The 12,752-nt window shown below is 63.2% G+C and carries 12 protein-coding genes; 5 read left to right on the forward strand and 7 right to left on the reverse strand.

The genetic code is table 11. The features are described from left to right. Window positions 1-48: 48 nt before the first annotated feature. The gene (locus C1A35_RS10055) at window positions 49-912 is read left to right on the forward strand and encodes a LysR family transcriptional regulator (RefSeq protein ID WP_104664178.1); all 864 of its coding nucleotides are present in this window, start codon (window positions 49-51) and stop codon (window positions 910-912) included. Between the two features lie 6 nt (window positions 913-918). On the opposite strand, the gene gor is transcribed toward C1A35_RS10055, so the two are convergent. From gor to rpiA, 3 genes are all read right to left on the reverse strand, one after another. Further along, the gene (gene gor / locus C1A35_RS10060; protein ID WP_104664374.1) at window positions 919-2,307 is read right to left on the reverse strand and encodes a glutathione-disulfide reductase; all 1,389 of its coding nucleotides are present in this window, start codon (window positions 2,305-2,307) and stop codon (window positions 919-921) included. A gap of 197 nt (window positions 2,308-2,504) precedes the next feature. Continuing rightward, window positions 2,505-3,050, reverse strand: a complete 546-nt coding sequence (locus tag C1A35_RS10065) for a DUF2059 domain-containing protein (protein WP_104664179.1) — start codon at window positions 3,048-3,050, stop codon at window positions 2,505-2,507. Between the two features lie 118 nt (window positions 3,051-3,168). Then, on the reverse strand, window positions 3,169-3,864 hold the full coding sequence (rpiA, locus tag C1A35_RS10070) for a ribose-5-phosphate isomerase RpiA (protein ID WP_104664180.1): 696 nt from the start codon (window positions 3,862-3,864) through the stop codon (window positions 3,169-3,171). Window positions 3,865-4,087: 223 nt separating this feature from the next. Between rpiA and C1A35_RS10075 the strand changes: the two genes are divergently transcribed. Then, entirely contained in the window at window positions 4,088-4,762 is a 675-nt protein-coding gene (locus C1A35_RS10075) for an HAD family hydrolase (protein ID WP_104664375.1), read from the forward strand. 42 nt (window positions 4,763-4,804) lie between these two features. Here C1A35_RS10075 and C1A35_RS10080 read toward each other — a convergent pair whose 3' ends face one another. Further along, window positions 4,805-6,694: a L,D-transpeptidase family protein gene (locus C1A35_RS10080; RefSeq protein WP_104664181.1), complete on the reverse strand. Its 1,890-nt coding sequence runs from the start codon at window positions 6,692-6,694 to the stop codon at window positions 4,805-4,807. 509 nt (window positions 6,695-7,203) lie between these two features. On the opposite strand from C1A35_RS10080, the gene fumC reads away from it, so the two are divergent. Further along, on the forward strand, window positions 7,204-8,595 hold the full coding sequence (gene fumC / locus C1A35_RS10085) for a class II fumarate hydratase (RefSeq protein ID WP_199772910.1): 1,392 nt from the start codon (window positions 7,204-7,206) through the stop codon (window positions 8,593-8,595). A 192-nt stretch (window positions 8,596-8,787) separates the two neighbouring features. Continuing rightward, the gene (locus C1A35_RS10090) at window positions 8,788-9,858 is read left to right on the forward strand and encodes a GGDEF domain-containing protein (protein WP_104664183.1); all 1,071 of its coding nucleotides are present in this window, start codon (window positions 8,788-8,790) and stop codon (window positions 9,856-9,858) included. A gap of 99 nt (window positions 9,859-9,957) precedes the next feature. Here C1A35_RS10090 and C1A35_RS10095 read toward each other — a convergent pair whose 3' ends face one another. Both C1A35_RS10095 and C1A35_RS10100 read right to left on the reverse strand, forming a co-directional pair. After that, window positions 9,958-10,566, reverse strand: a complete 609-nt coding sequence (locus tag C1A35_RS10095) for a pyridoxamine 5'-phosphate oxidase family protein (RefSeq protein ID WP_104664184.1) — start codon at window positions 10,564-10,566, stop codon at window positions 9,958-9,960. A gap of 126 nt (window positions 10,567-10,692) precedes the next feature. After that, window positions 10,693-11,601, reverse strand: coding sequence for an alpha/beta fold hydrolase (locus C1A35_RS10100; RefSeq protein WP_104664185.1), 909 nt, complete (start codon window positions 11,599-11,601; stop codon window positions 10,693-10,695). A gap of 47 nt (window positions 11,602-11,648) precedes the next feature. On the opposite strand from C1A35_RS10100, the gene C1A35_RS10105 reads away from it, so the two are divergent. Next, complete coding sequence (locus tag C1A35_RS10105; RefSeq protein ID WP_199772900.1) at window positions 11,649-12,131, forward strand: MarR family winged helix-turn-helix transcriptional regulator; 483 nt, start codon at window positions 11,649-11,651, stop codon at window positions 12,129-12,131. A gap of 54 nt (window positions 12,132-12,185) precedes the next feature. On the opposite strand, the gene C1A35_RS10110 is transcribed toward C1A35_RS10105, so the two are convergent. Then, entirely contained in the window at window positions 12,186-12,560 is a 375-nt protein-coding gene (locus C1A35_RS10110) for a gamma-butyrobetaine hydroxylase-like domain-containing protein (protein WP_104664187.1), read from the reverse strand. Between the last annotated feature and the right edge of the window lie 192 nt (window positions 12,561-12,752).

Raw genomic sequence — 12,752 nt, forward strand, 5'->3', positions numbered from 1 at the left:
GGCGGGCGACTGGCGTTAGGACGAGACAATGACCGCCATGGAGTGCTTATGGCCGAGGCAGCCTGGGACGACTTGAAACTGTTTTATCACGTTGCGACCGAGGGCGGATTGAGCGGTGCTGCGACGCGCACAGGCTTGAGCGCGCCGACCATCGGCCGCCGCATGCTGGCACTCGAGCGAGCGACCGGCCGGGCGCTGTTCATCCGCAGCCAGCAAGGTTACAGCCTCGCCCACGATGGCCAGATCCTGCTCGAACATGTCCGCGCCATGCAGAATGCGGCCGAGAACATCTCCGACTGGCACCGCGACGCCTTCGCGCTGCCGATCGTGTCGGTCGCAAGCGACGCCTGGGTCGCAGGCTTCGTCGCCGATCATTCGACCGACATCCGCGCCTCCGGCGATGGTTTTCGCTTCTGCTGCAAGCACGCGCATCGCGGTCTCGACCTGACCTTCAGAGAGGCCGACGTCGCCGTGCTGCACGAACAGCCCCGCTCCGGCAACGTTGCGGTACGCCGTTCGGTAAACATCGCCTACGCCGTCTATCGCGCCGGCAACATGCCGGAGCGCGACGACTTTCCCTGGATATCGATCGGTACCGAAGTCGCCAGTTCGCCCGCCGAGCGGTGGGTCTTTGAAAACCGCGAACAGCAGATCCATACGTGGACCGACAGTGCCGCCCTTCTAGTGCCGCTGATCCGCAACGGCGCCGGACGTGGCGTCCTGCCCGCCTTCGTCGGCGACGGTGATCCGCTCCTCAAGCGCGAAGGCGGGTTGATCGAGGGCCTGAAGCATCCGTTGTGGATCGCGGCCAACGACGACGACCGGCGCCGCCCGGAAGTCCGGACGGTCATCGACAGGCTCGCGGACCTGTTCAAGCGCGAGGAAGCACGGTTTGCGGGCGAGTCCGCCTGAGATCGCTCAGACGCGCTCGCCTTTGCGGATGCGGTAGGATGGCGCGTACATCGTCACAAGTTCTTCCGCCGCCGTCGGGTGTACTGCCATCGTCCGGTCGAAATCGTCCTTGGTGCAGCCGGCCTTCAGCGAAATGCCCAGCAGTTGCGCCATTTCGCCGGCATCATGGCCGAGGATATGGGCGCCGAGCACCTTGCGGTCGGCGGCGTTGACGATCAGCTTCATGATCATCTTTTCCTTGCGCCCCGAAAGCGTGGCCTTCATCGGCCGGAACTCGGCGCGGTAGACTTCAAGCTCGTCGAAGCGGCGCGCGGCGTCCTCTTCCGTCAGGCCGACCGTGCCGATTTCCGGCTGCGAGAACACGGCCGTTGCGATCAGATCGTGATCGGGCGACGTCGGATTGTTCTTGTATTCGGTCTCGATGAAGCACATGGCCTCGTGGATCGCGACCGGCGTCAGCTGCACGCGGTCGGTAACGTCGCCGAGCGCATAGATGCCCGGCGCGCTGGTGCGCGAGAACGCGTCGACGACGATGGCGCCGCGCTCATCGGTCTTCACGCCGGCAGCGTCGAGGCCGAGCCCCCTGGTGTTCGGCACGCGGCCGAGCGCCAGCATCACCTGGTCGGCGGCGATGTCGCCGTGCTTCATGGTGTGGGCGACACGCTTGCCGTCGGCATCGAGCGTGACCGACTGGATGATGTCCTCGCAAAGGATGCGGATGCCCTTCTCCTCCATCGCCACATGCAGCCCGCGGCGCAGGTCCTGGTCGAAGCGCGACAGGATTTCCTTGCCGCGATAGATCAGCGTCGTCTCGACGCCGAGGCCGTGGAAGACGTTGGCGAATTCGACGGCGATATAGCCGCCGCCGGCGATCAGGATCGATTTCGGCAGTTCGGCGAGGTCAAAGGCCTCGTTGGACGAGATGCAGTGCTCGTGGCCCGGCAGCGCGTCATGCGGCGTCGGATGGCCGCCGACGGCAATCACGATGCGCTCGGCCGTCACGGTCTTGCCGCTGTCGGCCAGACGGACCGTGTTCGGGCCGACGAGCTCGGCGCGCGTATGCAGGATTTCGGCGCCGGCATTGTTGAGGCCCTTCTGGTAGAGCCCTTCGAGCCGGGTGATTTCCTGTTCCTTGGCGGCGACCAGCTTCTTCCAGTCGAACCGGCTTTCGCCGACCGTCCAGCCGAATCCGGCCGCATCCTCGAAATGCTCCGAATATTGCGACGCGTAGACATAGAGCTTCTTCGGCACGCAGCCGCGGATGACACAGGTGCCGCCGTACCGGAACTCTTCGGCGATCGCCACCTTCTTGCCGAGGCTTGCAGCCAGGCGCCCGCTTCTGACGCCACCCGAACCACCGCCGATTACGAAGAGGTCATAGTCGAAAGCGGGCATGGCAGTCTCCTGAAAGCAAGCGGGCCGAAAAATGGCGATCTGAAAAGCGCGCCGGTCGATCTTGGCGGCGACGCGCAACCGGGCGCAGCCAAAAGGCCGCGCCGCAGGCACATATAGTGGAGCCCCCGGCCAAAAGAAAAGCCCGGATCGCTCCGGGCTCCTCGAAACGTGATGATGAAGGCGCCCGGCGCCGCGGCTTATTGTGCCGGTGCCTGAACCGCGCCTTCCGGTACGGGCTGGGTGCTGCCGACCTTTTCGTCGAGCGACTTGGTCGCTTCCTGGGTGAGATCGCGCGAAACGCCGGACGCCCAGATGTCGGCGGCCTTCAGGAGTTCGCGCGAGGCGATCGGACCGTCGTTCAACAGCTTCTTGCCGGCGGCAGAGTTGTAGAACTCGGTGATTGCGTTCAGCTCTTCGAGCGAAAACGTCTTGGCGTAGATCGTCGCTGCTTCGTTCTCGAGATCGGCGCGGCGGGCGGCGAGGGTCAGTGCCTTCTCGTCGACGGTCGCGGTGATCAGCTCCTGGTGGTTCGGCGACGCCTGGATCAGCGTGTTCTTCAGGCGCTCGGCAAGGTTCGGCAGAATGTTGTCGAAGCTGTTGGTCACGCCGAGAGCGGCAATCGTCGCGCGCGCCGCCTTGATCTGGTCTTCGGAGACGTCCTGTGCCTTGACCGCCGGAACGGACGCGGACAGCAGAACCGCGGTGGCAGCGAAAGTGCGGACAAGACCTGCGAGTTTGTTCATTTTTACCCTTGCTCCTGTTTTTGTCGCATGCTGCCCGGGCGATTGCCGCCGCCAGGCCCGCATGTATGGAAACCTGTTGTCTTCACCGCCCCTGCCCCTTGAGGGCTAAGAGGCCGGCTCAGGACGCCGTCAGCGTGCGCGCGCCTTGCGGCCCGGCAATGATTGCCAGCGAAGCGATACCGATGAAAAGCCCGTGCTCGACGACGCCGGGAATGGCATTCAGCTCCCCCGCGAGCGCATCTGCATCAGGAATACGGCCAAAAGATGCATCGAGAATGAGGTGTCCGCCGTCCGTCAGGAAGGCGCCGTCATGGGACTGGCGCACGGCAATTTCACCCGAAAGCCCGAGGCGCGAGGCGACCTTCTCGATCGCGATCCGCGTCGCCACCTGACCGAAGGGATTGACCTCGATCGGCAGCTTGAAGGCGCCGAGAACATCGACGACCTTCGTCTCGTCGGCAATCACGATCATGCGCTTGGAAGCGGCCGCCACGATCTTTTCGCGCAACAGCGCGCCGCCGCCACCCTTGATCAGCCGCAGCCGGCCATCGACCTCGTCGGCGCCGTCGATCGTCAGATCGAGCTCCGGCAGTTCGTCGAGCGACTTCAGCGGAACGCCGAGTTCGAGGCAGAGACGCGCGGTGCGCTCCGAGGTGGGAACACCTTCGATGCGAAAGCCTGCGGCGACCTTCTCGGCCAGGAGCCGGACAAACTCCTCGGCCGTCGAGCCCGTACCGATGCCGAGACGCATCCCGTCCTCGACATATTCCAGCGCCGCGGCCGCGGCTTTGATTTTCATTTCGCGGGCGTCCATGCGCCGGTCGCTCCCTTGTGATTCGCACGGGCAGCAGGCCGCAATCAGCGAACGGCCGCCCGTTTTCCGCTGTGACACTTACACGCCCGACGGCGCAAACAAAAGTCAAAATGAATCAGCGTTCAGGATTCCGCCTGGCTGGTCGCGCCGGCCTGCCATTGCAATCGCCGACCAGTTCGCCTACCCGATCAGCAACGGTTTTCAGCACCAAGAGGTTTTCCCCTTGTCTTCTCCCATTGTCGTCTTCGATCTCGACGGAACGCTCGTCGACACCGCGCCGGACCTGGTCGCCAGCCTCAACCACGCCGTCACCCAGGCCGGCGTCGAGCCGGTCACCTACGGCGATCTCACGCATCTCGTCGGCCACGGCGCCCGCGCCATGATCGAGCGCACCTTCGCGCTCAGACAGAAGCCGCTCGCCGAAGACACGCTGGAATGGCAACTGAAGGAATTCGTCGATTTCTACCACGGCTCGATGCCGGGCGATTCGCTGCCCTATCCGGGCCTGATCGATGCGCTCGACCGTCTCTCCAGCGCCGGCTTCAAGCTTGCCGTCTGCACCAACAAGCCCGAGAAGCTCGCAACCCGCCTGCTCGAGCGGCTCGGCCTGATCGAGCGCTTCGCGGCGATCTCGGGCGGCGACACGTTCGAAGTACGCAAGCCGAATGCCGAGCACCTTCTAAGGACCGTTGCCAATGCGGGGGGCCTTGCCGAGCGCGCGGTGATGGTCGGCGACAGCCTCAACGACTTCCTGGTCGCCCGCAATGCGCAGGTCCCCTCGATCGCCGTTCCCTTCGGCTATTCCGACGTTCCGGTCGAAAGCCTCGAACCGACGGTGATCATCCGGCACTTCGATGAGCTGACGCCGGACCTCGTGTCGGGCCTGTTCAGCCGATAGAAGACAAGAAAAAGGCCGCTCGAAGCGGCCTTTTTCAATGCTTTATCCTTCTGCCCGACGGGCGCCCCGCGTCGCGTCGAACGCCCGGTTCATATACATGTCGCGCTCATAGACGTCGTTGAAGTACTCGACGACGCCGTCCTTGTTCGGCCATGCCGTGAAATAGGCGACGTAGACTGGAACCTTCACCGGAACCTGCAGCGCCTTGTTGTGGCCGCCGGCGATCTCCTTGCCGACATCCTCGACGCTCGTGCCGAGCACGGCCGCCGCCATCAGGCGCGGATCGGCAAGCCGCACGCAGCCGTGGCTGAGCGCGCGATTGTCACGCTTGAAGAAGCTCTTCGACGGCGTGTCGTGCATGTAGATCGCGTGGCTGTTGGGGAACAGGATCTTCAACTCGCCGAGCGCATTGTCGCTGCTCGGCGGCTGGCGCACCGCGACCGAAGCGGTCGAGCCGTTCCAGTTGACCGATGCCGAAGGTACAGGCCGGCCGCCGACCTCGACCTGGTAGCCCATGCGGTCGAGATAGTTCGGGTCGCTCCTGAGCTTCGGCAGCATCTCGTTGACGATGATCGACTGCGGCACGCCCCAATAGGGATTGACCTCGACGGTCTGGATCTCGTCCTGGAAGAAATAGGTCTGGTTCGCCTTGGAGCCGACGACGACGCGCATGGAAAACTGCTCGGCGCCCTTGTCGGCGTAAGTGGCGGTAAAGGCCGGCTGGTTGATGAAGACATAGCGGTCGCCGAGACCATCGGGCAACCAGCGTGCCTGCTCCATGGCGATTTCGAGCTTGTTGATCTTGGAGGAGACCGTGTCGCCGCCAGTCAGGATGCGAAGCGACGCCTGACCGACGACACCGTCGGCCTTGAGCCCATTCTCCTGCTGGAACGCTTCGACCACGGCGACCAGCTCCGGCGTGTACTCCGGCGTTCCCTGGTAGGCGGCAAGCACCGTGGCGTGGTCGGTCTTCAGCGTCTCCGAGCCCTTGAGGCGAATGCCCGCAATGATGTTGGCAAGCTCGGGATTGCTCTGGCCCGGCTTCAGCAGCGTGCCAGGCGCGATCTCGACGCGCTGCTCGACGTTCGTTTCCGCGCGCAGCTTGGAAAGCTCGGCCGAGAGTGCCGCAAACTGCGCGCTCTTCGGGTTCTGCTCATTGAGAAGGGCTGCAACGTCTGTGCTCGTCGACATCCTGTCGAGAAGCGGCAGAAGCTCGACCGTCTTGCGCTTGAAATCGTGGTAGCCGGAGATCTTGTTCGGATCGATGCGGCCGCGCACCGTATCCTGCGCGTAGCTGAGCGCCGCTGCCGAAAGCGCGATCTCGAACTGCACCAGTTCCTTTTCGCGGGCGATCATGTCACCCCGGTCAAACGTATCGGAGGGCACGCTGACGGCGTAATCCTGCGGGTCGAGACCGACCTTGCCGGCATCCGCGAGAACGGCAATCGCCGCCTTTGCCTTGGCGTTCACGCCTTCTGCGCCGATCCAGATGTAGTCCATGCGGGCGCCGTAATGGGCTTCGACCGCCTTTGCGACATCGCCCGAAGCGCGCACGTCGATGCCGGGGAGGAACTGTCTCGCATCGGCAAGCGGCGTGCGCAGCATCGGCGGCAGAGCTTCGTTGCGCACGGAGCCGGTCACGACGGGATCGAGCAGCTTGTCGGTTGCGATCCGGCGCAGCGGTTCGGCCTTGTAGGTATAGTATTTCGGGCCGGTGATCTTCGGCAGCGGCTTGGCCGCCTGCTGCGGGTCAGCCATCGTGCCGACGCCGGGGAGCGGCTGGGTCGGCTGCACCTGCTGCGCCTCGGGCTTCTTTCTGCCTGCCCGGATGAAATCGCCGAACGTGAAGGCCGAAGCCGGCCGCGCGTCCATGGTCGCGATCGCACAGCCACTCATGAGCGCTACGATCGCTGCCGTTTTAAGAACTCTCATATGAAACTACGTCCCCGTATCGCGTTGTCGCCGAATTCGGCTGAAGCCAGATTCTCGCCACGCCCTCGTGCGCTAAAAGTTATAGAAAAGGATGGTGAATGAAAAGGAAACGCGCCAAAACCGATCGTCCTTGAACCTCCCTGCGAAATCTCCCGAGCGCCTCATTTTCAAGACGTTCGGGCGGTTATAAAAATTTGATCCCAATGGATTTTATTTGGCTGGACGCATCTGCGCCGACAACGGCGGGCGACCGGCGCCGGAAAAGAAGACGGCGTCTGTGACCGAAACATCACAACGGCGCGGCAGGCCGGCAAGGACCGAATCACCATGGCTGCGCGCGCCTCCCGCTGCGCCATCGGGTTTCAAACGATTGTAGCATAGCCAGCCAAGGCCCGCCCCTTTACAAGCACCGGCCGTCGGGGCAGAGAGAGGCCCGGCACCCTGGAGAGAGACGCCACGCGGCCCCTCACCCAGGCTTCATGAACCGCATGATCAAGGCAGGTATCACGATGACATCGACGCGCACGGAAACAGATACGTTCGGCCCCATCGAAGTGGCAAACGACCGCTATTGGGGCGCCCAGGCCCAGCGTTCGCTCGGCAACTTCAAGATCGGTTGGGAAAAACAGCCGGCCTCGATCGTCCGGGCGCTCGGCATCGTCAAGCAGGCGGCTGCCCGCACCAACCAGGCGCTCGGCCGGCTGGATTCGGGTGTTGCCGATGCCATCGTCAAGGCTTCCCAGGAAGTGATCGACGGCAAGCTCAACGACCACTTCCCGCTCGTCGTCTGGCAGACCGGCTCCGGCACCCAGTCGAACATGAACGCCAACGAGGTTATCTCCAACCGCGCCATCGAACTTCTGGGCGGTGTCATGGGTTCGAAGAAGCCCGTGCATCCGAACGACCACGTCAACATGAGCCAGTCGTCGAACGACACCTACCCGACGGCCATGCACATCGCCTGCGCCGAGCGCGTCATCCATGACCTGCTGCCGGCACTCAAGCACCTGCACAAGGCGCTGGAGGCCAAAGTCAAGGCCTTCGACCACATCATCAAGATCGGCCGCACCCACACACAGGACGCAACGCCGCTGACGCTCGGCCAGGAATTCTCCGGCTATGCAGCCCAGGTCGCTTCCTCGATCAAGCGTATCGAAATGACGCTGCCGGGCCTTTGCGAACTCGCCCAGGGCGGCACGGCCGTCGGTACCGGCCTCAACGCGCCTATCGGCTTTGCCGAAAAGGTTGCCGAAGAGATCGCCAAGATCACCGGCATCGCGTTTACGTCCGCCCCGAACAAGTTCGAGGCACTCGCCGCCCATGATTCCATGGTCTTCAGCCATGGCGCCATCAACGCGACGGCCGCCGCCCTCTTCAAGATCGCCAACGACATCCGCTTCCTCGGCTCCGGCCCGCGCTCGGGCCTTGGCGAACTGTCGCTGCCGGAAAACGAGCCCGGCTCGTCGATCATGCCGGGCAAGGTCAACCCGACCCAGTGCGAAGCGCTGACCCAGGTCTGCGTCCAGGTGTTCGGCAACCACGCCGCACTCACCTTCGCCGGCAGCCAGGGCCATTTCGAGCTCAACGTCTTCAACCCGCTGATGGCCTACAACTTCCTGCAGTCGGCGCAGCTGCTCGCCGATGCGGCGGTCTCCTTCACCGACAACTGCGTCGTCGGCATCGAGGCGCGCGAAGACAACATCAAGGCGGCGCTCGACCGCTCACTGATGCTGGTAACGGCGCTTGCACCGAAGATCGGCTACGACAACGCCGCCAAGATCGCCAAGACCGCCCACAAGAACGGCACGACGCTGCGTGAAGAAGCCGTCGGTGGCGGCTATGTGACGAACGAAGAGTTCGACGCGGTCGTTCGTCCGGAAACGATGATCAGCCCGGCCTGATCCATTTTGATACACCACGGCGCCGGCTTGGCGCCGTGGCTTCAAGTCGCAAACGCGCGCAATCGAGCGGCTGAACGGCCGCGATCGAACGACTGGCGGCGTCGCGGCGGCGGCAAATATTAAGACTTCGCAAATCATTTGCCCCTAAAAATAACGACCAGTAAGCAGCGATTCATACTAGGGGGTTTGCAGATGCAAACGGCAAACTCGGGCAAGGCTCAGACGCCCGATATCGCAGCGCAGGTAACCCATGCGATGCGCATGATGGGTGTGGCACCCATCCCCCGCAACTACGAGCTCTATTACGAAGCCTATCTCGGCTCCAATCCGCAATTGTCGAAGGAACTGGCAGCGCTCGGCAGCCGCGCCACCCAGGAAGAGCTGGACGCGATCGGCGCCCAGTACTTCAGTCACATTCACCGCTCGCACGGCATCGAGCGTGCCCATACCACGCTTGCGGCGAAACTTGCCGAACTCGTGACCCTGCTGCGCGACGAGCAATACGCGCTCGAGACCTACAACAAGGTTCTCGACGAAGCCTATGTCAACATCGTCAGCAAGAGCGCGTCGAGTGCCGATATTCTGCGCCACGCGATCGGCATCCTGACCGAGGCGACGGCCGAGACCATGAGCCAGGGCAAGGAGCGCGTCGAGACCGTCGTGCAGAAATCCTTCGAGATGGAAGTCATCCGGCAGGAGCTCGACGAGTACAAGCGCATCGCCAACACCGATTCGCTGACCCGGCTCGCCAACCGCCGCGCCTTCGACGACAATCTGGCCGCCGTCTACAACAATGAGCACCTGAAGAATTTTACCGGGCTGCTCGTCGCCGACATCGATCATTTCAAGAAGGTCAACGATACCTTCGGCCATCCGGTCGGCGACAAGATCCTCGCAACCGTCGGCGGCGTGCTTCGCGCCAATCTGCGCCGCGAGGCCTTCGTCGCCCGCACCGGCGGCGAGGAATTCGCCATCATTCTCAGCGACAGCAGCCAGGAAGAGTGCCTGCAGATCGCCGACCGCATCCGCACCGTGCTTGCCGCAACGCCGTTCCGCAATTCGAAGACGGGCGTCAATTACGGCCCGATCACGCTTTCCGTCGGCGTCTGCATGGCGACCGCAGCGGAGGATCCGGTCGACCTCTACAACAAGGCAGATATCGCGCTCTATTCGGCCAAGAATGCCGGCCGCAACAAGACGACGCTGTTCGAAGACGGTATGCGCAAGGAATCGGGCCGCAACTGGCTGATCTACCGGCGCTGACGCACGGGCGCTCCCGTTCAGATCGACAAAGGCGCCCTCTTGGGCGCCTTTGTCGTTCCTGTTCACGGCCGTGGAACGGGTAAGCTTCCCCGCGGCAGCCTACCACATGGTCTTGGCGGCGCGCTCCGGCCATTCGCGGTCATAGGTGTCGCGATCGAAATCCGCCTTGGCGGCCTTGAGCAGCGTGCCCGGCGTCGGCAGCGATGCCGGATCGAGGAAGCGTTCGGGGTTCCAGAGCTGCGCGCGCATGACGGCGCGGGCGCACTGGAAATAGACTTCGCCGATGGTGACGACGATGACACTGCGCGGATGTTTGCCGTCGACTTCGAAGCTCTCCGTCAAGCCAGGATCGATGCTGAGGACGGCCGTGCCATTGATGCGCATCGTCGTGTTCGAGCCGGGGATCAGGAACATCAGCGCCACACGCGGATCGCGCACGATGTTGGCAAGCGAATCGACCCGGTTGTTGCCGCGCCAGTCGGGCAGAAGAATCGTCCTGTCGTCGGCGATCCGAACCACGCAGTCGTCATCGCCACGGGGCGAGCAATCAAGCCCCTCGGGCCCGACGGTCGCGAGCGCACAGAAGGGCGAAGCCTCGATCATCTGACGATATTCCGCCGTCAGCGCCTTGGTGACCTTGGCCACCGACGCTTCGCTGACACCGCCATAGAGCGCGCTGAGTTCCTCGACCGAGGTGATGACCGACATGCCGTCCTCCAATGCTGCCAAAATCCCGGGAAAGAATGAGGGGCGCGACGTTGCGCAGAGAATCCCGGGCTTGCGACCCTTCGGCCGATAGCATGACAGTCTGATGACGAGGTCAACGAAAAATGGTCAGGCGGCGGCTTTTTGATCTTCCGCGTGTATGAAGGCATTGACCCGCTCGATCACCGGAGCAGCCGAAACGATGCGCCGATGGCCAAGGCCGTTGGCCCAGTGCATCTCGACATTCGGCCCGGCCGCCGCATAGCGCCGTGCATGGTCGGCCGAGACTTCCTTGTCGTCTTCGGCATGGATGACGAGCGTCTGCGTGCGCAGGTTACCCACGACCCTCGCCGCATCGAAATCCTCCAGACGACGCCCGGCGAGGCGCTCCACGACGCCCTCGAAGGCAGCCTGCGTCCTTGGCGCGAGGCGAAGAACTTTCCCGAAGCCCTTGAAAAGCCAGGTCATCTCGCTGGGCGCGCCGATCAGCACCATCTTTCGTGCCACATGATTGCGCACGTCGCAGACGATGCCGCCGGCCGCACATGCCAGGCTGCCGCCGCCGAAGGAATGGCCGACGCAGACATCGAAATCGCCGAAATGCCGCCAGGCGGCATCGATCGCCCTCACCGCCGCCGGCATCGTCAGCGTGCGCCCCGGCGAGCCGCCGTGCCCGGGCCAGTCGAGCGTCACCACCTCGGCGCCCCCCTTGACCAGTCCGTCGATCATCACGGCCAGATAGTCGCTGCGCGATCCCCACCCGTGCACGAGCAGAACACGCTTGACGTTGGCAGCCGTGCGCGCCGGAAAGAACTGGCGTGCGAGCACCCAGCCTCCGGCATAGGAAAGGGTCACCGGCTGCCCCTTGGCAATCACCGGCGCTGCAGCGGCGAGCGCCGCCTTTTCCTTGGCGTTCCTGGGCTTTCGGCCGGGCGTAAGGGTGAACAGCCTGAAGGCGAGCTTGCCGGCTGCCTCGGGTGAGAACGCGGCGACGCCTTTTAGCGCCTGACGGATGACCTTGATCGCAAAGGGTGCCATAGTGGGAATCTCTAAATATGTTCAATGCTGAACATAATTGTACAACGATGAACAAAAATCAAGTGACGACAGAACATCATTTTCCCTGGGACCACCCCCGCTTCCGCAGCTGGATCGCAGTTGCCCGTGCCTGCCAGTTGATGCAGCAGACCGTGACACGCGAGATCGCCCATCTCGATATCAAGCCGCCACACCTCGATATCCTGATCAATCTCTATCGCTTCGATGGCATTTCGCAGCAGGAGCTGGCGCGCAAGCTTCTGGTCGGCCGCTCCAACATGAGCATGCTGTTGCCGCATCTGGAAAAGCGCGGCCTGATCGTCAGGCGCGGCGACGAGAAGGACAAGCGGGTTCTCAGGCTATCGCTGACCCCCGAGGGCCGGACGCTGACGGAGGCCGCGATGGAGATCCACACCGCGCTGATCGAAAAATTGCTCGACGACGAACCTCTGGATGATTGCCTGGTCGTTACCCGATCCATGGAACGGCTGATCGGCCTGCTCCTGAAGGCGGAAGGCGAACTGGCCTGAGACGGGCGCGATGCGACCGTTGCGCGTCCGGAAGCGCGCGCGGTACGGTCGTCCTCAGCGCGGCTTTTCGGCCTTGTCGCGCGACATGCCCTTGTCGGTCAGTTCCTGCTCATAGGACGCAAACAGGTCCGCACCTTTTTCGCCGAGTTCCCGCAGGTAGCTCCAGGTGAAGATGCCGGTATCGTGAAAATCGTCAAAACCGATGCGCACCGCATAGTTGCCGGTCGGCTGGACCGAAATGATCTGCACATTGCGCTTGCCGGGCACCGTCACCCGTTGGCCGGGTCCATGGCCCTGCACTTCGGCCGACGGCGAAAGCACGCGCAACATCTCCGCCGACAGATCGAAGGAAGCACCATCGTTGAACGTGACGACCAGCCGGTGGCGATCCTTCGACACCCGCAGTTCCGTCGGCCAGATTTCGCTCATGTGATCTGCTCCCGTTCGCGCCCGGCAAACTCGATGCCGCTCTTTCGCCGCTATCCAAATTCCTGACGGCGGATATGCACCAGCCTAGGGCATCCTGTTTTCAAGTGGAATCACTTAAAGGAGAAAGATGCACTATAATCAAGGTGCTAGAGTGTCCTTTGTGCGTTCGCATGAACGCATGGCGTTCTGGAA

It is taken from the genome of Ensifer adhaerens, assembly GCF_002940685.1.
In the GTDB taxonomy this organism is placed as follows: domain Bacteria; phylum Pseudomonadota; class Alphaproteobacteria; order Rhizobiales; family Rhizobiaceae; genus Ensifer; species Ensifer adhaerens_E.

What these genes read in the sequence shown, in the direction of transcription:
- fumC (WP_199772910.1), top strand. Translation starts at nt 7,204, where the DNA reads ATGACATCGACGCGCACGGAAACAGATACGTTCGGCCCCATCGAAGTG.
- rpiA (WP_104664180.1), bottom strand. Translation starts at nt 3,864, where the DNA reads ATGGACGCCCGCGAAATGAAAATCAAAGCCGCGGCCGCGGCGCTGGAA.
- C1A35_RS10065 (WP_104664179.1), bottom strand. Translation starts at nt 3,050, where the DNA reads ATGAACAAACTCGCAGGTCTTGTCCGCACTTTCGCTGCCACCGCGGTT.
- C1A35_RS10055 (WP_104664178.1), top strand. Translation starts at nt 49, where the DNA reads ATGGCCGAGGCAGCCTGGGACGACTTGAAACTGTTTTATCACGTTGCG.
- C1A35_RS10110 (WP_104664187.1), bottom strand. Translation starts at nt 12,560, where the DNA reads ATGAGCGAAATCTGGCCGACGGAACTGCGGGTGTCGAAGGATCGCCAC.
- C1A35_RS10100 (WP_104664185.1), bottom strand. Translation starts at nt 11,601, where the DNA reads ATGGCACCCTTTGCGATCAAGGTCATCCGTCAGGCGCTAAAAGGCGTC.
- gor (WP_104664374.1), bottom strand. Translation starts at nt 2,307, where the DNA reads ATGCCCGCTTTCGACTATGACCTCTTCGTAATCGGCGGTGGTTCGGGT.
- C1A35_RS10090 (WP_104664183.1), top strand. Translation starts at nt 8,788, where the DNA reads ATGCAAACGGCAAACTCGGGCAAGGCTCAGACGCCCGATATCGCAGCG.
- C1A35_RS10095 (WP_104664184.1), bottom strand. Translation starts at nt 10,566, where the DNA reads ATGTCGGTCATCACCTCGGTCGAGGAACTCAGCGCGCTCTATGGCGGT.
- C1A35_RS10080 (WP_104664181.1), bottom strand. Translation starts at nt 6,694, where the DNA reads ATGAGAGTTCTTAAAACGGCAGCGATCGTAGCGCTCATGAGTGGCTGT.
- C1A35_RS10105 (WP_199772900.1), top strand. Translation starts at nt 11,649, where the DNA reads ATGAACAAAAATCAAGTGACGACAGAACATCATTTTCCCTGGGACCAC.